Genomic DNA, 23,290 nt, shown 5'->3' with positions numbered 1-23,290 from the left:
TTTCAGGGCGGAAAAGGACGGACGGTTGCGGAAACTCGGCATTATCGGGGGCATGAGTTGGATTTCCACTCGGGCATATTACGAACGGATCAATAAAATCGTGCAGAAGAAGGCGCCGCCGATGGCGAGCCCTCCGATGCTGATCGAAAGTCTGGACTATGCACCAATCGCGGCGGCCAAGAACGCCGACGATTGGGACAGCATCGCCTCGACGCTGGTGGAATCCGCCCGGCGGCTGGAAGCTGGCGGAGCCGAAGGGCTCGTCATGGCAGCCAATACGATGCACAAGGTCTATGATCGCCTGACCGAAGCCGTTTCCATTCCGGTGCTCCACATCGCCGATTGCGTTGGCAAGGCGATGGAGGAAGACGACTGCAAGAACGCCGCGCTTCTGGGTACCCGCTTCGTGATGACGGAAAGCTTCTATCGCCAGCGTCTCGTTTCGCATGGCGTGGACCTGCTCGCGCCCGATCAGGGTGATGTCGAACTCGTCGACGGGATCATTTACAAGGAACTCATGCTCGGCCGCGTCACACGCGATGCCGAACGCGCGCTCAAGACCATCATTACGATGAAGGAAAAAGAAGGGGCGGAAGCCATCGTGCTCGCCTGCACCGAACTCGAACTCGTCGTCGATACCGACGCCAACGTACTCCCGGTCTACAATTCCACCGATATTCACTGCCGGGCTGCGGCGGATTGGATTCTGTCCTGACCTGATCCGGACGACGAACCCGGCCTCTGCGCCGCACAACCTGCCGAAAATCCGCCGGGTTCGCTTTTCGTTCACGTTGTCGCCCCCCTGCCGCTGACCTAAGCGTCGCCGCGCATGCACACAGCACCCTACGCATCCGATCCCGCCGCAAGTCGCGGGCGCGAATTTCCCGAGGAACGAGCAGGTTCGCGCGGCCCCCGCAGCGAATTCCAGCGTGACCGCGACCGGATTGTCCATTCCATCGCATTCCGGCGCCTGCGATCGAAGACGCAGGTCTTCATCGCACCGGATGGTGACCACTACCGCACCCGCCTGACACACAGTCTGGAAGTGGCCCAGGTCGGTCGGGTAATCGCACGCGAACTGGGCCTTAACGAAGATCTGACGGAGGCGCTTTGTCTCGGGCATGATATCGGACATCCGCCGTTCGGACATGCAGGCGAAAAGGCGCTCGAACAGGCGATGGTCCATGCGGGCGGTTATGATCACAATGCTCAGGGCCTGCGCACTCTGGCCCGGCTCGAAGGTCCCTATTGCGACCATGATGGCTTGAACCTGACGTGGGAAACGCTTGAAGGTCTGGCCAAGCACAACGGCCCCGTGGCGGCTCCCAGCTGGGCGCTTGCTGAAATCGATCAGGCCTTTTCGCTCGAACTGTCGACCTGGCCCTCGCTCGAAGCGCAGGTCGCCGCTGTTGCGGACGATATCGCCTATGACAATCACGACATAGACGATGGTCTGCGCGCAGGTTTCCTCTCGCTCGACGATCTGCTCTCGCTCGATTGGCTTGCCGATCAATGGCGCGAAGTCGAACGGCGGTTTCCCCACGCCCCGCGTGATCGCCAGCAGCGCGAGCTCGTCAGGACGCAGATCGGGTTGATGGTAAACGACGTGATCACGCATACCAGCGCGCAGACCAGCGGGATCATGAGCGTCGACGAAGTGCGCGCAGCAGGGCGCCAACTGGCCACTTTCACTCCGGCGATGCGCGAGCACGAGCGCAGGCTCAAGCGGTTCATGTACGATCGGCTGTATTATCACGATGAACAGATCGCGACGGCTGAACATGCGCGGGACGTTATTGCGCGCCTGTTTGCAGCCTACCATCAGGATGAGACCAATCTGCCTTCACCGTGGCTTGCATCGCTGCCGAAACAGGAACCGGAGCGCAGCCGCCATATCGCCGATTTCATCGCCGGTATGACCGATCGCTACGCCATCGATCAGTGTCGGCGCATTTACGGTCGTGCCCCTGAGGGACTGAGCAATGTCTGATACGATCCGCATCGCGTTGATCGGCGCAACGGGGCTGATCGGCACGACGGTTATCGGTCAATGCATCGGGCGCGAGGATGTTCGCCTGACGGGCATTGCGCGGCGCGAAATGAAGTTGCCTCGCGGTATTCGCATGGAACTTTTCGTCGCTGAACCTGCCAAGTGGGGCGAAGTAATCGAGGCGATACGGCCCACGGCTCTGATTTGTGCGCTGGGTACGACGTGGAAGAAAGCTGGCGAGGAAGAAGCGGCGTTCCGCGCCGTCGATCATGATCTGGTTCTGGAAACTGCGCAGGCTGCGAAGAAACTGGATGTAGAACGTTTCATCCATGTCAGCTCTGCAGGCGCAGATCCAATGTCGAGCAAGTTCTATCTGAAAGTGAAGGGTGAGGTCGAACGGGAACTGACCAAGATGCGTTTCGGCCGCTTGGACATACTGCGGCCCGGACTTCTGGTCGGAAAGCGCGAAGGCGATCGCCGTCCAGCGGAACGGTTTGGTATCGCTGCGGCGCCTTTGGGCAACCTCCTGCTGCACGGCAGCTACCGCCGGTTCCGCGCAATCAGGGCCGACAGTGTCGCCCAGGCTGCGCTTGCGCTTGCCAAACGGGCGGCGAGGGGCCGGTTCGTCCATGACAATGACGGCATACTGCGCGCAGCGAAGACGTTACCGCAGATCGAACACGACGCGACTTAGACCCTGAGGAGATCCGGCATGTGGGATACGGTTTTCAGCACTGCGAACCTGCTCGCCATGGCCATGTGGGCGGGATTGATACTGCTTCCGCGCTGGCCGGCATTGCTGGCTGCTGTCCTTTACGTAGGGGTCGGCCTGTTGAGCTTTGCGTATCTCGTCGGGCTCGTTGGCATCCTTACTGGAACGTTCGATCCGGGTGGCTCAAGCGGCTCGGCCGGCTTTTCGACGATCGAAGGCGTACGCGCGATTTTTGCCAGCGATGGAGGTGTAACCATCGGGTGGATACATTACCTCGCCTTCGACCTCTTCGCCGGCTTGTGGATCGCGCGCGATGCCGACGCGAAGAACTTCTCCCGGCTTGTCCAGGCACCGATCCTGGTGGCCACCTTCATGGCCGGGCCGGTGGGGCTGTTTCTATGGCTCGTAATTCGGGAAAAGCGCGCCCGGTCGGCCGGTCGCTGGAAGTGACGCGAAACAGGTTGCACGAAGCAACCGAGATGGCATGATGCTGCAAAAGCTGTCAAAAGCGGAGAGGCTTCATGACTGAAACGCAAAAGCTCACATTCGATGAGCTCATCCACCACTGGGCGCTTGAAAAACCGGATCAGGTTGCGCTCGAACAGGATGGCGATGCGCTGACCTTTTCTCAGCTCGAGGAGCGCTCGCGCAGAATTGTTTCCATGCTGCGAACGCACGGGCTGGCGAAGGGCGACAGGATTGCCTGGCTGGGCAAGAATGCGCGCCATTATTTCGAACTGTTCTATTCGGCTGCGCGCATGGGCGTGGTAATGGTCCCGATCGGCTGGCGACTGGCTGCACCGGAGATCGCCTATATCCTCGAAGACACCGGGGCGCGGCTGCTGTTTACCGGGGAAGGGTTCGATGATCTTGCGGCCCTGGCTTGCAGCCAGATCGAACGCCCACCCCAGGTAATCGATACGGTCGGTGCGCAGGCCGAAATTGCTTCTGCACCCGCCGACCATTTTACAGGAGCCGGGCCTCAGGACGCAGTCCTCCAGCTCTACACGTCTGGCACCACAGGGAATCCCAAGGGCGCGGTCCTGACGAATGCCAATCTCTTTTCGCTACGCCAGCCAGCGGAAGAGGCGGCCCAGCCATGGTCAAGCTGGGATGATGATGAAGCGATCCTCATCTGCATGCCATGCGCGCACATCGGCGGAACCGGTTTGGGGATCATGGCGCTGGCTGCCGGCATACGCGGAATTGTGCAGGCCGAATTCACACCCGATGGCGTGCTGGACGGGTTCGAACAGGGTATCACCCGGCTCTTCATCGTCCCGGCCGCACTGCAGATGGTCGTTCACCATCCGCGCGCCAGGAACACCGATATGTCGGGGGTCAAATACGTCATGTATGGCGCTGCACCGATCCCCCTCGATCTTCTACGCGAAGCCGTCCAGACCATTCCGAATGCGGGCTTTCTGCAATGCTATGGCATGACGGAAACAACCGGCACGATCGCGATGCTGCCACCGGAGGACCATTGTCTCGAAGGCAACGAGCGCATGAAATCGGCGGGCAGGGCGGTTCCGGGCGCAGAGCTCAAGGTGGTGGGTGACGACGGCGAGGAACTACCCATCGGCGAGGTGGGCGAGCTGATCTGCAAAAGCCCCTCGAACATGGCTGGCTACTGGAACCTTCCGGACGCGACGACGGCGGCGCTCAAGGACGGCTGGATGCATACAGGGGATGCCGCCTATATGGACCGGGATGGCTATGTGTACATCCAGGACCGCATGAAGGACATGATCATATCGGGCGGCGAGAACGTCTATCCGGCGCAGGTGGAAAGCGCGATCTACGGTCATCCGGCGGTGGGAGAGGTCGCGGTGATCGGCGTGCCCGACGAAACCTGGGGCGAAGCGGTCAAGGCCTGTGTGGTGCCGAAGCCGGGCCAGGTGCTGGATCCCGACGACGTCATTGCCTTCACGCGCGAGCGGCTGGCCGGTTTCAAGGTGCCCAAGACCGTGGATCTCATTCCGGAAATGCCGCGCAATGCCAGCGGCAAGATCCTGCGGCGCGAGCTGCGGGCCCCTTACTGGCAAGGGCGGGACAGGCAGGTCAATTGAAACGTCATGCACCCGCTACGGCCCGCAACTCGGGACCGATTGCCGACGTGCTGGCGCAGGAACTGCCCGCCAGCGGACTGGTCCTCGAAATCGCCAGCGGCACGGGCGAACACGCCCTGTTTATGGCCAGCCGCTTTCCCGACCTGACCTGGCAGCCGAGCGATTTCGATCAGGAAGCGGTGGCCTCGATCGACGCGTGGGCCAGCGAAGCAAAGCTCGCCAACCTGCGGCCCGCAATCCAACTCGACGCATCCCAGCCCCCCTGGCCTGTTGGAAATGCAGACGCCATCCTATGCGTGAATATGGTTCACATCAGCCCATGGAGAGCGACAGAAGGCCTCTTTGCCGGAGCAAGCCGTATCCTGACCGGCAACGCCCCCCTGATCCTCTATGGCCCCTATATCGAGAGCGACATCGACACGGCGCCATCGAACCTCGAATTCGACGCCAGCCTCAAAGCCCGTAACCCCGAATGGGGTCTCCGGCAGTTCTCGGATATGGATGATCTGGCACGCGCCGAACGCCTTCACCGTACCGCGCGGCACCCAATGCCCGCGAACAACCTGATGCTGGTCTACAGGCCCACTCCCCACCCCAAATGAAAACGCCCGCCAGTGGCGGGCGCTCTCGATGTGAGGTGGTCAGACCTTCAGATTTCGTCGTCCACCGTGTTTGCGGCGGATTCGAGATCGTCACCGGCACCGCGAACGGTGTTGCAGGCTGCGGCGGTCAGCGTCATCGAAGTGATGCCGAGTGCAAGCAGGATTTTCTTGATCATGGTTCTTCCTTCCCGAAAAGGCGCCCTGATTGGGTTCCGGGTACAGAACGGGAGATGAAGCTACCGGTTCCCGGTGCGATTGAACCTGAGCCGCAGCATGTCCATATGCTCGCGCCATGGCCGAGCCCGACTTTCTTCTTTTTGCCAGCGATGCGGAACTCGCCGCGTTCTGGGGCGGTGTATTCCTGCTCATCGCATTGATCTGCATGTTGATGGAACGGCGCAGGTCCAGGCGCCGCGAAATCAACCGCGTCGGCTGGATGCCATGGACAGGGCTTTTCCTGGTTTTTGCCGTGTTCGGAGGTGGTCTGCTGGCACTATCCGTGCCGGTAATCTTGCGTGGATAGTGATCAGTACCCGTTACAGACAGGCTTCGAGATAAGCCTGGTCGAAGCCGAATTGCCGCGCTTTTTCGAGCGTATAGGGGCGCAGGCCCGACGAGCGAAATTCGCCCAAGATCTTGCCATCTTCGCTCTCGTCCAAATATTCGAATTTGAACAGTTCCTGGGTAACGATCACATCGCCTTCCATCCCGATCACCTCGGTGATGTTGGTTGTGCGGCGCGAACCATCGCGAAGGCGCTTCACCTGCACGATGAGGTCGACAGATTCCGCAATCTGGCGCGAGATGGCTTCTTTCGGAATCTTGATGTCACCCATCAGGATCATGTTTTCCATACGGCCGAGACATTCGCGTGGACTGTTCGCGTGGAGCGTACACATCGAACCGTCGTGGCCGGTGTTCATGGCGGCGAGGAGGTCGAAACATTCCGCGCCGCGGATTTCGCCGAGAATGATACGGTCCGGACGCATACGCAGGGCGTTCTTCACGAGATCGCCGATGGTGATGGCGCCTTGCCCCTCAAGGTTCGGGGGGCGGGTTTCAAGTGGCAGCCAGTGCGGCTGCTGCAGGCGCAACTCGGCCGCGTCCTCGATAGTGAGAACGCGCTCGCCTGGGTCGATCATCTTCGACAGGGCGTTGAGCATGGTCGTCTTACCCGAACCGGTACCGCCCGAAATGACGATGTTCATCCGGCACGCGCCAGCAATCTTCAGGGCGGTACACATCTTTTCGCTCATCGAACCGAAGTCCTTGAGCATGTCGAGCGTGATCGGCTTTTCGGAGAATTTACGAATGGAAATGGCCGTGCCGCGCAGACTGAGCGGTGGCACGATGACGTTGACGCGCGATCCATCCTTGAGGCGCGCGTCGGCCAGAGGCGTGGTCTGATCGACGCGGCGGCCGACCTGGTTCACAATACGCTGGGCAATCTGGAAGAGGTGGGTTTCATCGCGGAACTTGATCGGCGCGATGATCAGTTTGCCCTTCTTCTCGATATAGGTCTGGTCGGGTCCGTTCACCATGATGTCCGACACGTCGGGATCATTCAGCAACTCTTCGAGCGGGCCAAATCCCAGAAGCTCGTCGACCAGCACTTTTTCGAGCGCAAATTGTTCGCGGCGGTTTAGCGTTACCTTCAGCTCGGCCAGCACCTCCATGATGATCGGACGAAATTCTTCCGACAGTTCATCCTTGGACAAGGTGGCGGCGGCTTCCGGGTCTACTCGTTCGAGCAGGCGCGGGAGGACCTGCTCTTTGATCTTGTGAACGCTTGCTTCGAACCCCCCGACCTGACTCTCGCCAGAGTGGGTGGTGTTCATGCGCTCGTCCAGGCGGGACATCGCGTCGCTACTGCCGGCTGACATGCCCGAAGCCGTTGGCGCGTTTGCAGGAAGGGGCGGGAATTGTTCGCCGCCCGAAGATCCGGCATCCTTCGACTGCTCAGGCGTGGCTGTACCTCCACGCATGGGTTTCGCTACGCCAAATTGCGGACGCGCACCGGCACCCATTCCTGCCGGTCCGTTTTTCCGTCCGAATGCGCTCATTGTCGGTAACCCCCGAGGTATCTCTTGATTCGCCTGGCGCAACCCTGCCCATTCGCGGCAAAGCCCGTGTCTCGAAGCTTGGTGAATAAAATGGAAACCTTGATTTTTCCCTAATGTCTGATCGTTGCAACGCGGTGTCTCACCTGCACCAAAGTGCCCTGCGGGCGAAACATCGACTGCGCCGATTGATTGCACAGTGAGAACCGCTAAGTCTGCCCCGGCAGCGCTTATCGGAGAATGCGATCCATGTGCGGAATTATCGGTATTGTCGGCAACAAACCCGTGGCGGAGCGCCTCGTCGATGGTTTGCGCAGGATGGAATACCGCGGATACGATAGCGCCGGGATATGCACGATACATGAGGGCGCGCTCGTTCGCCGTAGAGCCGAAGGCAAGCTCAACAACCTCATTGCGGAATTGGCGGACAATCCGGCCCCGGGCGAGATCGGAATTGCTCATACTCGCTGGGCAACGCACGGGGCGCCGACCGCGAAGAACGCCCATCCACATGCTACCGAGCACGTAGCGCTCGTTCACAACGGGATCATCGAAAACTTCAAGGAACTGCGCGCCGAACTGCGCGATGCAGGTCGTACTCTGGAGAGCGACACCGATAGTGAGGTGGTGGCGCATCTTGTTTCAAGGCTCGTTGAAACCGGCCACAGCCCTCAGGAAGCTGTTGCAGATGTTCTGCCCCGTCTGCGTGGAGCCTTTGCGCTCGCGATAGCATTCCGCGATCATCCAGACATTCTGATTGGTGCCCGTAGAGGATCCCCGCTCGTCGTTGGGTATGGCGTAAACGAGACCTACATCGGTTCCGACGCGCTGGCGCTTGCGCCGCTCACGCAGGAAATCAGCTATCTCGAAGAAGGTGACTGGGTTGTGGTCACGCGTGATGGCGCGTCGATTTACAATGCGGAAAATACTGCGGTGACACGTGAAATTCGCAACTCGGGTGCGTCGGCCGCAGCCGTGGAAAAAGGCAATTATCGCCATTTCATGCAGAAAGAGATCTTCGAGCAGCCGACGGTGGTGGCCCAGACGCTCGGTTCCTATCTACGCCAATCGGATAATTCGGTCGCCCTGCCACAATTCGATTTCGATATTTCGCGTATCAAGCGCATCACCATCGTCGCCTGCGGAACATCCTATTATGCAGGGATGGTTGCGAAATACTGGTTCGAGCAGTTCGCGCGGGTTCCGGTCGACATCGATGTGGCTTCCGAGTTCCGCTATCGCGAACCGGTGCTTGAGGAAGGCGGCCTAGCGCTGTTCATTTCCCAGAGCGGAGAAACGGCCGACACGCTTGCGGCTCTGCGGCATTGCAAGGAAACCGGTCAGACAATCGGCGTGATCGTGAATGTGCCGACAAGTTCGATGGCGCGCGAGGCCGATCTCCTTTTGCCGACCCATGCCGGACCGGAAATCGGTGTCGCATCGACGAAGGCCTTCAGTTGTCAATTGGCTGTCCTGGCAGCTCTGGCTGCACATATGGCGGTCAAGAAGGGCTTGATGAGCCGGCAAGAAGAGCAAGCAGTCGTCGGTCATCTGCTGGAGGCCCCTGCTGCGCTTAATGCCGCGCTCGATCACGATGATGATATCGCCAGCATGGCTCACCTGATCGCGCCGGCACGCGATGTACTTTATCTCGGACGTGGCCCGGACTTTCCACTCGCGATGGAAGGCGCCTTGAAACTTAAAGAAATCAGTTACATTCACGCCGAAGGCTATGCCAGCGGCGAAATGAAACATGGGCCGATCGCGCTGATCGACAGCGAAGTGCCCGTTATCGTTCTCGCGCCGTCGGGGCCCCTGTTTGAAAAGACAGTCTCGAATATGGAGGAGGTTCGCGCCCGGGGAGGGCAAATCGTTCTGATTTCAGATGCCAAGGGTTTGGAAGAAGCCGGGGAGGGATGCCTTGCAACGATCGAAATGCCGCAGGTTCACCCCCTGATCGCACCGCTGGTATACGCCATCCCGGTCCAGTTGCTCGCCTACCATGTCGCTTGCGTCAAAGGCACGGATGTCGATCAACCACGCAACCTTGCAAAATCCGTGACGGTGGAGTGACTTATCGACATCTGATCGTACTGCTTGCGTTTTTACCCGGTAATAAGGTTTTGCGGCTAACCGTGCTCGTGTGAGCGAGCAGCCCAACAGACAGGACACAAGTGCTACGGCACTCTCTATCCGCCAGGCCATCGGGCTCGAATCGCCCGAAGGCAGCGATTGGGCGCTCATTCATGGGCGGCAATACGCCCTACTCAGAGAGCGTGTAAGAGCGCGGGCTATACTTCACATCACGGGATTTATCCTGATCGCAGCCGGGCTATTCAGCTCGGTCAATGCTCTTGTGATCGTTGCCTGGGCTGGTGCCTTGCTAGCAGCCGTCGTTTTCTCCGCTCGCGCAGATATGCGTCTGGCTGATGCCGAGAGTCGGTACGTGGCCGTCGCTGAAATGAAGTCTCATGCTTTTGCGGCGGCGGCGAAAGGGGCAGTGTGGTCGTTGGGTACGATCACATGCGCTTTCATTGCGGATCCGGCTCAAACGGAAATCGTGTGGGCCGTGGTCGCGATGCTGATCCTTGGCACGACGGTAAGCCGCTTCAGCGTTCCGCTCAGTGCAATCGCCTTTGCCCTTGCAGCCGGCGTCGGCGGTTTCATTGCGAGTATCGTGACTTTCCAGTTCAGTCTGGCTGCCATCGTCCTCATTTCGACGTTACTGGCGACCTTCGGGGTGATCGAGAGCGCCCGTGTGGCGGTAGCTGCTCGAATTGCGGAAACGGCGATGCAGGAAAAGAGCGAAGTGGTGTCCATGCTGCTGCGCGAATTCGAGGAAGGCCAGGCGGACTGGCTTTGGCAGATCGACACGCGCCGGCGGCTCAAGGCTGTATCACCACGCTTTGCCTTTGCGCTCGGGAAGGAACCTCGCGATGTAGAGGGGCAATCCTTTCTGCAACTCATTTCCGGCAGTGGCTGGAAGACGGGATCATTTCCGGAGAGTCTTCACGAGCTTGCCGAGAAGCTGAAGCGGCGGGAAAATTTCTCGAACTTCACCATCCGTGTGTCGATCGAAGGGCAGGACCGCTGGTGGGAATTGTCAGGTACGCCCATTGTGGATGATGTCGGCAATTACCAGGGGTTCCGCGGTGTCGGCTCCGATGTGACCGAACAGCGGGAATCGTCGGAGAAGATCGCCTATCTCGCCCGCTACGACACGCTCACGCAGCTGCCCAATCGACGCATGCTCAACGAAGCCTTGGGCGATGCCTTGAAGTATTCGGCGGACTGGCGGTCCCGCTGTGCCTGTTTGATGATCGACCTGGACCGCTTCAAGGCCATCAACGATTCGCTCGGACATCTGGTCGGCGATCAGATGCTGGCTGAGGTTGCGGCACGCTTGAAGCCTCTGACTAGAGAAGGCGAGGTTTGCGGCCGATTGGGCGGAGATGAATTTGCAGTCGTGATCCGGGATGCGTCCGACAGGAGCCGTATCGAATGGCTGGCTCGTGCGATTATCGAACGGCTGTCCGAGCCATACAAGATCGAGAACCAGGTTCTTTATGTCGGCGCAAGCGTCGGCTCCGCCTGTGGCCCCCGCGATGGACGCACCGTGGAAGAACTGCTGCGCAATGCCGATCTGGCGCTATATCGCGCCAAGGATGAAGGTGGCGGGATTCACTGCGAGTACGAACCGTCGCTGCATGCGAATGCGGAGGAGAAGCGGCAGCTCGAACATTCGCTGCGCCACGCGCTCGAACGCAACGAGATGCAGTTGCATTACCAGCCCGTGGTCGATGCCAATTCGGAGGAGATAGTCAGCTTCGAGGCCCTGATCCGCTGGAACAGCGCGGAGCACGGCTTTGTCAGCCCGGTTAAATTCATTCCGCTCGCCGAAGACACGCGCCTGATCGTGCCGATCGGTACGTGGGTCTTGCAGGAGGCGTGCAGGGAAGCGGCGGCGGAATGGCCCAAGGACGTGAAGGTCAACGTCAACGTGTCGCCCGAGCAGCTGCTCGAACCGGACTTTGCCGCCACGGTCGTGCGTGCGCTGTCGCATAGCGGGCTCGAGCCGCACCGGCTGGAAATCGAGGTTACGGAAAGCATTTTCATGCGCGACGGCGGCGTGGCGCGCAAGGCGCTCGAGCAGTGCATGGCGCTTGGATGCTCGATTGCGCTGGACGATTTCGGAACTGGATATTCGTCGCTGGGGTATTTGCGGAAGCTCAAGTTCTCGACGATCAAGGTCGACCGGAGCTTCGTGCAGGGGGCCGCGCAGAAGAGCCCGGAATCGCTGGCGATCATCCGCGCGGTGGTAGCCATGGCGGATAGCCTGGGCATGACGACGACCGCAGAAGGCGTTGAAAACGCTGAGGAAGCGGCGCTGATCCAGCACCTGGGTTGCAGCAAGATACAGGGCTATTACTTCGGCCGGCCGATGCCCGCCGAGGATGTCCATCGCCTGTTCGACCGGCAAGGCGGCGAGCGCCTCATCAGCGCGTAATCAGACGATACGCATGTCAATCATGCGTATGATCAGGCCGAAACAAGTGTCTTGATGGCATTTTCGAACAGGGCGAGACCGTCGGTTCCGCCATGCGCTTGTTCGACGGCGCGTTCGGGGTGCGGCATCATGCCGAGCACATTGCCTTCGGCGTTCAGAACACCGGCGATGTCGCGCTGCGAGCCGTTGCAGTTTTCGACGTAGCGGAAGGCGACACGCCCTTCGCCTTCGAGCATGTCGAGCGTTTCGTCGTCGGCGAAATAATTGCCGTCATGGTGCGCAACGGGAATATCGATGGTCTGCCCCGCTGCGTAACCGCTGGTGAACAGCGAGCGGTCGTTTTCCACCTTGAGCGCAACGGTGCGGCAGATGAAATTCTGGCTGGCGTTGCGCATCAGTGCGCCCGGCAGGAGACCGGCTTCTGTGAGGACCTGAAAGCCGTTGCAGACACCGAGGACCGGCACGCCGCGTTCGGCCCGGCGCTTCACGCTTTGCATGATCGGGCTGTTCGCCGCCATCGCGCCCGAGCGCAGATAGTCGCCGTAGGAGAAACCGCCGGGCAGAGCGATGAAATCGAGATCTTCGGGCAAATGGGCATCGCCATGCCACACGCGGATCGGCGCAGTGCGCGAAACCCGTTCGATGGCGACAGCCATGTCGCGATCGCAATTCGACCCGGGGAAGGTGATGACGGCGGCGCGGAAAGCCATCAGTCGACCTTCTCGATGCGGTAGTTTTCGATCACCGTGTTGGCGAGCAGCTTTTCGCACATGTCGGCGAGCGCCGCATCATCGGTGTCGTCGGCCACATCGAGTTCGATCAGCCTGCCGATACGCACATCTTCGACCCCGGCAAAGCCGAGCCCTTCGAGCGCATGGTGGACGGCGCGACCCTGCGGATCGAGAACGCCGGGCTTTAGCGAGACATGGACGCGGATTTTCATCGAGCAAGCCTTTCGTGTTGGCGCGCCTATGGCGCACCGTCGCCGAGCGTTCAAGCACCTCGCAACGATCGCATGGTGATGGCGCGGGGCGTGACATATCCGCGACGGCTGTAGCGCCACTGCAACAATTGTCACGATTCTGCCTTATGGGATGGTGAGGAACTCCATTTCATCTCGCAACCTGCTATTGTGCATGTGCGGCGAAGATTGCCGTTCCCCTCCAAATGCCCGCCTATCCCAGTTGCGCGCTCAAGCAGGACACCTCTTCAAAATGACGATCCGGACCACCGCTGCCCATCTTTTCGGGGCGAGCACTATCGCTTTTGCAGCCTTCGCTGCGCAGCCCGCCATGGCGCAGACCGCCGATCAGGCGGGCACGGAAGCAGCCGCGGACGGGCAGCTCAACACGATTATCGTGACCGCGAACCGCCGTGAGGAGAATCTCCAGGACGTGCCGGTGTCGGCTGCGACCCTGGATGCGAGCACGGTCCGCACGATCTTCGATGCAGGCGCCGAAATCACCGCGCTTTCGGCCCGCGTCCCGGGTCTGTTCATCGAAAGCTCGAACGGACGCGCTGCGCCGCGGTTCTATATCCGCGGTCTGGGCAATACCGATTTCGATCTGGCAGCATCGCAGCCCGTATCCGTCGTCATGGACGATGTGGTGATGGAAAACGTGACGCTGAAGTCCTTCCCGATTTTCGACGTCGAACGGATCGAGGTTCTTCGCGGCCCGCAGGGCACCCTGTTCGGGCGTAACACGCCGGCCGGTATCGTAAAGATCGACACCGTGAAGCCGGGCGACGAGTTCGCCGTCAACGGTTCGCTGAGCTACGGCACCTTCAACACCGTATCCATCGATGGCGGCGTGACGGTACCGCTAGTACCGGGTCTGGCTTCGCTGCGAGTATCCGGCCTGTGGCAGCAGCGCGACAACTGGGTCGACAACGGCTTCACCGGCGAAAAGGACGTGTACGGCGGCTACAGCGAGATCGCCGGTCGAGCGCAGCTGCTGGTCACCCCGAGTGACCGCCTGTCGATCCTCGGCAGCTATGCCGTGCGCGACCTCGACGGTCAGTCCACCCTGTTCCGGGCGAACATCCTTGGTCCGGGTAACAACGACCTGAACGACAATTACGACCGCGACACCGTTTTCTACGATGCGGGCGGGCGTAACGAAGCGGCCTACAAGGCGCAGATCGCGACGGCGAAGGTCGATTACGACGCCGACTTCGCCACGCTGACCAGCATCACCAGCTGGGCCGATACCGAGGGCCGCAGCCGCGGCGACATCGATGGCGGCAACCTGGTCACCGGGCCGGGTTTCATTCCGTTTCCCAGCGATACGCAGGATTCGATCGATCTGAACCAGTTCACCCAGGAAGTCAGGCTTGCGTCCAATTCGAACGGCCCGTTCGAATGGCAGGTCGGCGGGTTCTATTTCGACAGCGATTTCGACGTCACGACCGTCGGTTTCGACTTCCCGCCGCCCGTTACCGTAAACCACACGAACGAAAGCTGGGCGGTATTCGGCCAGGTCAGTTCGCAAGTGACCGATGCGCTGAAGCTGACGGGCGGCCTGCGCTATACCGAAGATGACAAGGATTTCATCGTCGTAGCGGGTGCGGCACCGCAGTTCACGACTGTTTCCGACGAGCGGCTGAGCTGGGACCTGGCAGCATTCTACGATCTGAGCGGCGACGCCAGCATCTATGCGCGCGTAGCCAGCGGTTTCCGTGCGCCGACCATCCAGGGGCGCGACGTCGCTTTCGGTTCGGCACCCTCGGTCGCCACGTCGGAAAAGATCATGAGCTATGAAGCCGGTCTGAAATCGGAGCTGGCGGATCGCCGCATTCGTCTGAACGGCGCGGTCTATTACTACACGATCAAGGACCCGCAGTTCACCGCCGTCGGCGGGGCGGACAATCTGGTCCAGCTGGTCAATGCCGACAAGGGACGCGGATACGGGTTCGAACTGGACAGCGCGTTCCAGGCTACGCCCAACTTCCTGATCACGGCCGGGGTGAGCTGGAACCACACCGAGATCGAGGACAATACGCTGGCGGTCGGCATCTGCGCCCAGTGCACGATTGTGGATCCCACGGTCGTGCTATCGGGCAGCACCCGGGCCTTGGTGGACGGTAATCCGTTCCCCAATGCCCCGGAATGGATTGCGGATCTGACGGCGCGCTATGCGTTCCCGATCGGCAATGCCGGAGAGATCTTTTTCTTCACCGACTGGGCATATCAGGGGAAGACCAACTTCTTCCTGTATGAAAGCGAGGAATTCAATTCGAACAACCAGATCGAAGGCGGTTTGCGGGCTGGCTATGCCAAGGCCGATGGTACGTTCGAACTGGCAGCCTTCGTGCGCAACATCACCGATGCCGACAATGTAAAAGGCGGGATCGACTTCAACAACAATACCGCTTTCGTCAACGACCCGCGCGTGTTCGGCGTATCTGCCCGTATCAATTACTAAAGGCACATCGAATCGATCGAAAAAGGGCCGGGAGGAGCGATCCTTCCGGCCCTTTTTTCATTCGGCATCCACCAGACTTTCGTGGACGATGCGGATGCGCAGTTCCTGTGCCGGATCGAGATACCGCAGGGCCGCCTGCTGAAGCATTTCAGGGGTAATCGCGCGTATTCGGTCTTCGTAGCTGCGCACGCGATCGAGGCGTTCGGCGCGCAATTGCGCTTCGTCGATGATACCGAGCCACCAGCCATTTTCGCGCCTGCTCAGGGCAATCTTTTCCAGCAGCGGCTTGCGGGCACGTTCCAGAAGATCGGCGTCGACGGGCGCGCTGCGGAAGTCCTGCGCGATTTCATCGACGACTTCGAAGACTTCGTCCGCCTGCCCCGGTTCGACCACGACCGAGGTCGAGAAAGTGCCGAAGTCGCGGTAGATGTGCGACATGCTCGATCCCGCCGAGGGAGAATAGGAAGCACCCAGTTCTTCGCGGATGCGGTCGAGCATTTCGAGGCGCATGACGGTGGCGAGCATCTGCATGGTCGCTTCTTCCTGGGCATCGTCGTCGTCGGTCGTGGGCCAGTAGGTCATGGCCAGGGCCTGATCCGGCGCGCCGGCATGGGTCAGCACCCGTTCCCTGCGGTCATCGGCAAAATGCGCGATCCGTTCGCTTTCATGGCTGTCGAGCGTTGCAGCGCGCGGAGGAAGCGCCCCGAAGCTGGACGCGACCGCATCGATCACGGCATCGCTGTCGAAATCGCCGACGACCGATATTTCGACAGGGGCGGTCCCGATCCGATCGCTGACGATACGGCGCGCGTCTTCGAGCGTCACCGCTTCCAGCCTGTCTTCCGATGGAACGCCGAAGCGCGGATTGCCATCGGACAGGATCTGGGGGACCTGCGACCGCGCAACGGCCTGCGGGGTCGCATCCAGCTGGGCGATATAGGGCGGGATGAGAGCCTGCCAGCGGGTCAGCATTTCAGGGCGCAGGCCGGGATCGCTGAGATAGGCGGCACTGAGCTGCATCTGCAGCGGCAGGTCGGCCATGGTGCCGATGCCGCGCACGGTAAACATGTCTGCGCCCGCATCGAAACCGTAGGTGACCCTGCGACCGGCAAGGATCTGGCGTAGTTCGTCGTAGCCATGCTGGCCGAGCCCGCCCAGCGCACTGACGGCAGACAGGAAGACAGCCTGCGCGATTTCGTTTTCCGGGATGGACAGCTGGCCCGAACCGACGCGGATGGCGAAGCGCAGGCGTCCCTTTTCGAAATCGGTTGGCTTGAGGTTCAACCGGACATTGTTGGCAAAGCGGATGGTGCGCATACCCAGATCTTCGATCACCGTATCGTCCGCGATTGCGGAGGGCGGCCCGAAATCGGTGTAGGCGAATTCCAGCCCGCTGGTGTCGAGCGGGGCGGCGACCGGCTGCGTTTGCGAGGCCCGCCAGACATCGAGGATCGTTTCCTGTGCGTCGGGAATCGCCTGTTTGGTCGATACGTGGATCAGCGGATCGGTGAGGGCATAATGCTGCGCGAAAGCCTGCGAGACCGCAGCCGCGGTGATGGACGGCTTTTGCGCGAGGAACAGGTCGTAGGTCGTCTGAGGGCTGACGAAAATCCGTTCGCGCCGTGCGGTCGAGAGAATACCGTCTGCCAGCTGGCTGTTGCGGCGCGTATCCTGCTGGCTTGCCGCATCGCGGTAGCGCTGTTCGAAATTGGCCAACTGTTCGGCCAGTTCTGCATCCGTAAAACCGTATTCCACGGCGCGCCGCCATTCCTGTTCGCCCACTTCGAGTGCGCGCTGCCATTCGCCTTCGCGGGCCTGCACCACGAGCTGTGCCTGACGCTGGATGTCGAAGAAATCCGAGGAGGACGCGCTGGCGCCGATGATCGAGGCCTCTGTGCCGTTGGCGATCGTCTGCAAACGGCGGTTGAGGATCGCCGTGCCGAGGCTGATCAGGCGCGACTGGTCCGTTTCCGCCACGGTGGGCTTGCGGTCCTGATAGGGGGCGAAGCGGTCGATGGTGACCAGATACTGCACGTCGGGATCGACGAAATTCGCCGCAGCGGGTCCGCGCGAAAGATCGAGAGTGCCCTTGTCCACCTCGACCCGGGGCGTTGCCGGGGCCTGCCAGTCGCCGAAGCGGTCCTTGATGCTGGCTTCGACCGCGTCGGGATCGAGATCGCCAACGATGACGAGGGCCGCGTTGTCGGGACGATAGAAGCGGGAGTAGAGGTCGCGTACGATCGCGCCCGGGGCCGTGTCGATGATCGCATCCGTGCCATCGGCGCGAAAACGCGTGGCATAGCGGGTGCCGGGCGCGATGAACTGGAAATAGTCCTTGATCCGCCGGATCGAGAAATTGTTGCGGGTGCGGGTTTCCGACTGGATGATGCCGCGTTCCCGGTCGACCGCTTCGTCGGCAATGGTCAGTTCGCTGGCCGTTTCGCGCATCAGCATCAGCGCGGTATCGACCAGATCGGGGTCGGTCCGGGGCAGGTCCAGCTTGTAGATCGTATCTTCGAACCCGGTCGAGGCATTGGTGTCCGCGCCGAAGGCAAGACCGAGCCGTTCGAGCAGCTTGATCATCTCGCCTTCGGGCACATTGGTCGACCCATTGAAGGCCATGTGTTCGAGCATGTGGGCAAGACCGAGTTCCTGCTCGCCTTCATCGATCCAGCCCACGTCGAAGCCGAACCGGATGACGGCGGTACCCTGCGGCGTACCGTTCCTGAGGATCGCATAGCGCATGCCGTTTTCGAGCACGCCGAAGCGGACCGCTGGATCGGGCGCGATATCGTAAACCGGATGACCCCAGCCGGTCGTCGACTGCACCGTGTCGGCCGGAGGGGCGGGGGGATCATCCTGTGCTGCGATGGGCTGGGTCAGGGCAAGGAGCGGCAGCGCGGCGATCGCGCGGCGAAAAACGGTCGACTTCATGCAGATCACGCTATGGGGGCGAGGGGGCAAAGCCAAGCGGCTTGCGACCAAATTCTGCTGGCGTCATCGCCGGTTCCACCAACTGCGTGTTTGCACCGGCATGGCCCTGCGATAGGGGAGGGGGATGCCTGCGCTCGACCTCGTCTACAATCCCGTTTCGGGCAGTTTCAGCGACGACCATCTGGAGGCCCTGCGCGATGCGCTGATCGAGGCGGGTTTTCGCGTTACGCCGATGCCGACAACGGCAGCAGGCGCGCGCCTTTCCGGCCAGGCCGATCTGGTCTGCGTCCATGGCGGCGACGGCACATTGCGCGATACGGTGCAGGCGCTGGGCGAGCGGGCCGGGAGCATGCCGATCTGCGTGGCACCTTCGGGCACGATCAATCTGGTCGCGCGCGAACTGGGCTATCCGCGGTCGCCCCGGCGCTTTGCCGAGGCCGTGCGCGCGGCGTGGGACCGCGGGCCGGAGAGCTGGGTGCAATCCCCGCTCTACCGGCTGGGTGACATGCCGATCGTGTCCTGCGTTTCCATCGGGCCGGACAGCCACGCCGTTGCGCGCGTGGACAGTGGGCTGAAGCAGCGCATTGGGCGCTATGCCTATGTCGTCGCGCTGGCGCAGCAGATGCGCGAGTGGCCCCGCGACACGATGACCATTCGCGGCGAACTCGCCGATGGGGAGCGATTCGAATATGAAGCGGAAGCGGCCATCGTGAGCCACGCCGCGCTTTATGCCGGGCCGTTCCAGGTCAGCCCGGGAGCCAGGCTGGGCGCGGATTCGGTCGAACTGATCACGGTGAAACGCGCGACGCGGCTGGGCACGATCGCGCTAAGCCTGGGCGTGCTGCTGCGCCTGCCGCTGGCGCGGATGGGGATCGCCGACATCCGCACCTGCCGCAGGATCGAGTTCGATCGCTGCGTGACGCCGGTGCAGGTCGACGGCGATCACATGCCCGAATGCGCTTTCGCCATTGCGCCGAGCGGGCTGACGCTCAGCTACGTCGTCTGATTATTTCTTCGGCTTGGTCGGGGTCCGCAGCCGGCCACGGTGAGCGTTCATGTCGAGCACTTCGCCGGGGCCGCTATCGTCGTTCTGCAGCAGGCCGAGACGGCGCGCGACTTCTTGATAGGCTTCGCTTTCGCCGCCCAGGTCGCGGCGGAACCGGTCCTTGTCCAGCTTTTCGCCGGTGTTGATATCCCACAGGCGGCAGCCGTCGGGGCTGATTTCGTCGGCGAGGATCACGCGGCTGTAATCGCCATCCCAGATACGGCCGAATTCGAGTTTGAAATCGACGAGCCGGATATCGATCGCGGCGAACATGCCGCACATGAAATCATTGATGCGGATCGCCATGCTGGACATGTCCTGCAGTTCTTCATGGCTGCACCAGTTGAAGCAGGCGATTTCTTCTTCCGAGACCTTGGGGTCGCCCAGGGAATCGTCCTTGAGGCAATATTCGATCAGCGTGTGCGGGAGCATTTCGCCTTCTTCGATGCCGAGACGCTTGGACAGCGTGCCGGCAGCGACATTGCGCACCACGACTTCGAGCGGAATGATTTCCACCTGGCGGACGAGCTGTTCGCGCATGTTGAGGCGACGGATGAAATGCGTCGGGATGCCGATGTGCGACAAGCGGGTGAACACATATTCGCTGATGCGATTGTTGATCACGCCCTTGCCGTTGATCGTGCCCTTCTTCTGCGCATTGAAGGCGGTCGCGTCATCCTTGAAATACTGGATGATCGTACCCGGTTCGGGGCCTTCGTAGAGGATCTTGGCCTTGCCTTCGTAGATCTGGCGGCGACGTGCCATGGGCATGCATTCCTTCGCGCAAAAAAGCGTGCGCCCCGGCAGGTGGAATCGACGCGATCCGCACGCCCCGGGGCGATTGATCCCGCGCTTACCGGAAGGGGGCGGGGAAAGCAATCATGCGGGCGGACTGCCGCGGGCTTCCCGTTCCACGGCGGGCGCGCGATCTTCCTTCAGCTTTTCGATCAGCCGGCCCAGAGTGGCGCGCTGGACCAGAACGCTGAACAGGACGGCGGCGAATGTCGCGGCAAGGATGAGGTCGCGCGTTTCCCCGGGCGGGAGGGAAAGCGCGAGCGCGATCGAAATGCCGCCGCGCAGACCGCCCCACCACAGCACCGGTCCCGCGCCCTTGTCCTGCAGGCGAGCGGCGGGGATCGTCCTGGTGGACACGATGATGCTGATGGCACGGGCTGCCAGCGTAAGCGGTATCGCCGCCAGAGCGAGGATGGCTTCCTCGAAGCCGACGACCAGGACAATCATTTCGAGCCCGATGAGAAGGAACAGCACCGAATTGAGCAATTCGTCCACAAGCTCCCAGAACTTGATGACATAGTCGCGGGTCACATCGCTCATCGCATAGGTAACCCCCTGGTTGCCAACCAGCAGGCCCGCGACAGCCATGGCCAGCGGGCCCGATACATGCAGATAGCTGCACAGGGCATACCCACCCATGACGATGGCCAGCGTCACCAGCACTTCCAGCGCGTATTCGTCCATTCCCGCCAGAGCGCGGTAGCCGACATAACCGGCCGCCAGCCCGACAAGGATGCCGCCGCCTGCCTCTATCGCAAACAGCCGCGCACCTTCGGCCAGTGAGAATTCTGTGCCGCTGATGGCAGCGCCCAGCAGAATGATGAACACGACGATGCCCACGCCGTCGTTGAACAGGCTTTCGCCCGCCACCGCGCTTTGCAGGGACTGAGGTACGTTCTCTTCCCTGAGCACACCGAGCACGGACACCGGATCTGTCGGGGCTATCAGCGCCCCGAAGACGAAGTACCAGATGGGTGCGACGGGCAGGGCAAGCAGCAGGCCGACGCCCCACATCGCCAGGCCGACGAGCACGGTCGAGACGATTACGCCCACGGTCGAAAGCAGGAGAACCGGAAGCCAGGCGACCTTCAGCCGGTCGAGATCGACATGCAATGCACCGGCGAAGAGCAGAAAACTCAGCATCCCCTGCAGCAGCGTTTCGGTGAAATTCAGCTGCCGCAGGATGTCGGCCACCCAGTCGCCCAGCGTAATCGCGGGAATGAAGGCATTCGCAATCATCAGGCCGATGGCCGTCAATGCGCCCATCACGGTCAATCCGATGACATGGGGCAGTTTGATGAAATGATGGTTGAACCAGCCCAGCAAGGCGGAAGCCACGACGAGGATCGCGGCAATGTCGAAAGCGGAAAGCGCGCTGCTGGTGTCATGCATAGAGCGTGCCTAGCTTGCGCGGGGGTGGAGGGGAAGCGTCGCGGGTAAGGGCCAGGATGCATACCAGCGGTGAAGCCGAGTTATGCGTTCATCTTCGCGGAACCGTGCGAGGTTCCTCAGCGTCAATGCGTTAATCGGTCAGGTGAGTATGGACTGCAGTATAGGGGAGCTGGAAATAATCCAGCACTTCGCCTGCCGCTTTCCCGACCGTACTTTTTGAATCCTTGAAGAGCAATTCTCGTAGATTGATACCCAACCCCACAAAAATATGCCGCTTCGGGACGATACCCGCCGCCCTATCTTCCAGGAGGAAATCATCTCCGTGGTAGCCCAGATGCAGTTCGAGGTACCGAAGCGGGCTATTATCGAAGGCTTCGAAGCCGGCCGGCTTGAGCGCCAGGAAATAGCGTTGCTGCTGAAAATGTTCCTTCCCGCTAATTGTGTAGATGTCGTCATTGGGTTCGATCATCAGGCGAAAATCCAACTTCTCATCCAATCCGGGAACGGAATTGCGCAATAGAGAAAATCCAGCGCCCATCGTGTTGAACGTCACGTCTTCCCAGGACCAGCCGCTGGTCGGCTCTATGCTGTCGAAAGCTTCTGTCCAAAGCATGACGCCCGAAGCAAGAGCCGCAGCCGTGATTTCGATACCGGGAGCGTCATTCGTATTTCGCTTGAGCCGGCCGTAAAGCAACTCGCTGATCACGTAGGCCGAGTAAGCGTGAGCCAATTTATCGACGCCGACATTGTTGGTTGATCTGCCAAACCAGCCCTCGCTTTGAAAGCTCGGCCATTGCGGGTCTTTCAATAGCTTGGGCGCATTGATTGCAGTGTAATAACCGGCGACCGCGGCAAATTCCCATTTGATAGCTTTCACATCCTCGCCGAACGACGCGTAATTCCGGCGCGCAGGATTTTCGAAGCCGTCTCGCGTCGTAACCGTCACTGGAACATGGTTCTCAACCTCCTGATAGTCGACCGTCTCGCGATCAAAGCCGGCAATAGTGGCTTCCTTAAGAGAGGCGCTTGGCGCGACGAGCACTCGAGCTGTGTCGCTCGACGCAGTGAGTTCGGTCGAAAATGCCTGATCCAGCTCGGCGAAAGTAGATAAAGGCACAAAGATCAGTTCATCCCCTGCGGCACTAGCAGATGCACTCGCCGTAATGACCCAAAAGCCGGTCAGTAATGAAACGACACGATGCAATCGCTGATGAAATGTTCCGCCTCTCTCCCTATTAAACATCGCCATCTATCTGATTCCAAATCCAAAGAACGACCGCATTGTCGCCGCTTCATTTGGATCGCAATAACTTATTGGATTATGTGGGAAGATATTTGCACTTAAACCTGCCGGGAGACGGTGGCATTTCGCCAGCTCCCACCCAACTCTGCTTATTGTCGAGATCGGCGAAGGGGGTATTGAATTGATGATCCGCAAATTGCGAAACATTCTCCATTTCCCGCCGCCATCCCACGTTGGGAAAAATGAAGTGACTGCCGCAGCGCAGACGAAGTTGTGGGCGCCACCGGTCAAGGATCAACCCGAACGCGCGCCCGTTTGGCGACTAGACCGAAGTCAGGCCATCGAATTCGATTTGCTGGAGAAGAAGTGGTGCCCAGGGGCGGAGTCGAACCACCGACACGACGATTTTCAATCGTCTGCTCTACCACTGAGCTACCCGGGCACACTGCGTCTGCTATGGAGCCCGAAAGGGGCCCGTGAGCAGTGAGAGCGCGCCTATGGCGAAGCTCGTCC

At 60.7% G+C, this 23,290-nt stretch carries 19 protein-coding genes and 1 tRNA gene; 11 read left to right on the top strand and 9 right to left on the bottom strand.

What is annotated here, in order from left to right; genetic code table 11:
- The first annotated feature begins 25 nt into the window (after positions 1-25).
- The 6 genes from K3177_RS07600 (at position 26) to K3177_RS07575 (ending at position 5,376) form a co-directional block, all read left to right on the top strand.
- Positions 26-715, top strand: coding sequence for an aspartate/glutamate racemase family protein (locus K3177_RS07600; protein ID WP_103022664.1), 690 nt, complete (start codon positions 26-28; stop codon positions 713-715).
- A gap of 114 nt (positions 716-829) precedes the next feature.
- Positions 830-1,990 (top strand): deoxyguanosinetriphosphate triphosphohydrolase, encoded by a 1,161-nt coding sequence (locus K3177_RS07595; RefSeq protein ID WP_221597768.1) that lies wholly within the window; start codon positions 830-832, stop codon positions 1,988-1,990.
- Positions 1,983-2,684: an NAD(P)H-binding protein gene (locus tag K3177_RS07590; protein WP_221597767.1), complete on the top strand. Its 702-nt coding sequence runs from the start codon at positions 1,983-1,985 to the stop codon at positions 2,682-2,684. The genes K3177_RS07595 and K3177_RS07590 overlap by 8 nt, the downstream gene beginning before the upstream one ends.
- Positions 2,685-2,702: 18 nt before the next feature.
- Positions 2,703-3,152 carry an ABA4-like family protein gene (locus K3177_RS07585; RefSeq protein WP_221597766.1) on the top strand — a complete coding sequence of 150 codons (450 nt, stop codon included), beginning with the start codon at positions 2,703-2,705 and terminating at the stop codon, positions 3,150-3,152.
- 71 nt (positions 3,153-3,223) lie between these two features.
- Positions 3,224-4,774, top strand: a complete 1,551-nt coding sequence (locus K3177_RS07580; RefSeq protein WP_221597765.1) for a fatty acid--CoA ligase — start codon at positions 3,224-3,226, stop codon at positions 4,772-4,774.
- Positions 4,771-5,376 (top strand): DUF938 domain-containing protein, encoded by a 606-nt coding sequence (locus K3177_RS07575; protein ID WP_221597764.1) that lies wholly within the window; start codon positions 4,771-4,773, stop codon positions 5,374-5,376. Before K3177_RS07580 ends, K3177_RS07575 begins: the two co-directional genes overlap by 4 nt.
- Positions 5,377-5,423: 47 nt before the next feature.
- Here the strand turns inward: K3177_RS07575 and K3177_RS15460 are convergent, their stop codons facing one another.
- On the bottom strand, positions 5,424-5,552 hold the full coding sequence (locus tag K3177_RS15460; RefSeq protein WP_255407954.1) for a hypothetical protein: 129 nt from the start codon (positions 5,550-5,552) through the stop codon (positions 5,424-5,426).
- Positions 5,553-5,668: 116 nt separating this feature from the next.
- Here K3177_RS15460 and K3177_RS07570 point away from each other — a divergent pair, with 116 nt between their 5' ends.
- Complete coding sequence (locus K3177_RS07570) at positions 5,669-5,899, top strand: hypothetical protein (protein ID WP_221597763.1); 231 nt, start codon at positions 5,669-5,671, stop codon at positions 5,897-5,899.
- Between the two features lie 13 nt (positions 5,900-5,912).
- Here K3177_RS07570 and K3177_RS07565 read toward each other — a convergent pair whose 3' ends face one another.
- Positions 5,913-7,439 carry a TadA family conjugal transfer-associated ATPase gene (locus K3177_RS07565; protein ID WP_221597762.1) on the bottom strand — a complete coding sequence of 509 codons (1,527 nt, stop codon included), beginning with the start codon at positions 7,437-7,439 and terminating at the stop codon, positions 5,913-5,915.
- Between the two features lie 246 nt (positions 7,440-7,685).
- Here K3177_RS07565 and glmS point away from each other — a divergent pair, with 246 nt between their 5' ends.
- Positions 7,686-9,509, top strand: a complete 1,824-nt coding sequence (gene glmS, locus K3177_RS07560) for a glutamine--fructose-6-phosphate transaminase (isomerizing) (protein WP_221597761.1) — start codon at positions 7,686-7,688, stop codon at positions 9,507-9,509.
- 70 nt (positions 9,510-9,579) lie between these two features.
- Positions 9,580-11,943 (top strand): putative bifunctional diguanylate cyclase/phosphodiesterase, encoded by a 2,364-nt coding sequence (locus K3177_RS07555; protein ID WP_345725373.1) that lies wholly within the window; start codon positions 9,580-9,582, stop codon positions 11,941-11,943.
- Positions 11,944-11,975: 32 nt separating this feature from the next.
- Here the strand turns inward: K3177_RS07555 and purQ are convergent, their stop codons facing one another.
- Positions 11,976-12,653, bottom strand: a complete 678-nt coding sequence (purQ, locus tag K3177_RS07550) for a phosphoribosylformylglycinamidine synthase subunit PurQ (protein ID WP_221597760.1) — start codon at positions 12,651-12,653, stop codon at positions 11,976-11,978.
- On the bottom strand, positions 12,653-12,886 hold the full coding sequence (gene purS / locus K3177_RS07545; protein ID WP_221597759.1) for a phosphoribosylformylglycinamidine synthase subunit PurS: 234 nt from the start codon (positions 12,884-12,886) through the stop codon (positions 12,653-12,655). The genes purQ and purS overlap by 1 nt, the downstream gene beginning before the upstream one ends.
- A gap of 271 nt (positions 12,887-13,157) precedes the next feature.
- Between purS and K3177_RS07540 the strand changes: the two genes are divergently transcribed.
- Complete coding sequence (locus K3177_RS07540) at positions 13,158-15,368, top strand: TonB-dependent receptor (RefSeq protein WP_221597758.1); 2,211 nt, start codon at positions 13,158-13,160, stop codon at positions 15,366-15,368.
- Positions 15,369-15,425: 57 nt separating this feature from the next.
- On the opposite strand, the gene K3177_RS07535 is transcribed toward K3177_RS07540, so the two are convergent.
- Positions 15,426-18,302, bottom strand: coding sequence for a M16 family metallopeptidase (locus K3177_RS07535; RefSeq protein ID WP_221597757.1), 2,877 nt, complete (start codon positions 18,300-18,302; stop codon positions 15,426-15,428).
- Positions 18,303-18,426: 124 nt separating this feature from the next.
- Between K3177_RS07535 and K3177_RS07530 the strand changes: the two genes are divergently transcribed.
- A complete protein-coding gene (locus tag K3177_RS07530; protein ID WP_221597756.1) occupies positions 18,427-19,308 on the top strand; it encodes a diacylglycerol/lipid kinase family protein in 882 nt (293 codons plus the stop codon).
- Here the strand turns inward: K3177_RS07530 and purC are convergent, their stop codons facing one another.
- The 4 genes from purC to K3177_RS07510 all read right to left on the bottom strand — a co-directional run bounded on the left by purC (position 19,309) and on the right by K3177_RS07510 (position 23,219).
- Positions 19,309-20,112 carry a phosphoribosylaminoimidazolesuccinocarboxamide synthase gene (gene purC, locus K3177_RS07525; protein ID WP_103024888.1) on the bottom strand — a complete coding sequence of 268 codons (804 nt, stop codon included), beginning with the start codon at positions 20,110-20,112 and terminating at the stop codon, positions 19,309-19,311. It abuts the gene before it with no gap.
- A 114-nt stretch (positions 20,113-20,226) separates the two neighbouring features.
- Positions 20,227-21,534, bottom strand: coding sequence for a cation:proton antiporter (locus K3177_RS07520; RefSeq protein WP_196846562.1), 1,308 nt, complete (start codon positions 21,532-21,534; stop codon positions 20,227-20,229).
- Positions 21,535-21,664: 130 nt separating this feature from the next.
- Positions 21,665-22,783: a DUF2279 domain-containing protein gene (locus K3177_RS07515; protein WP_247714322.1), complete on the bottom strand. Its 1,119-nt coding sequence runs from the start codon at positions 22,781-22,783 to the stop codon at positions 21,665-21,667.
- Between the two features lie 361 nt (positions 22,784-23,144).
- A tRNA-Phe gene (locus K3177_RS07510) sits at positions 23,145-23,219 on the bottom strand.
- Between the last annotated feature and the right edge of the window lie 71 nt (positions 23,220-23,290).

The sequence above is a fragment of the Qipengyuania pacifica genome (assembly GCF_019711555.1).
In the GTDB taxonomy this organism is placed as follows: domain Bacteria; phylum Pseudomonadota; class Alphaproteobacteria; order Sphingomonadales; family Sphingomonadaceae; genus Qipengyuania; species Qipengyuania pacifica.
Note: the sequence above shows the minus strand (reverse complement) of the source record. Positions and strands in the feature narration are given on the sequence as shown.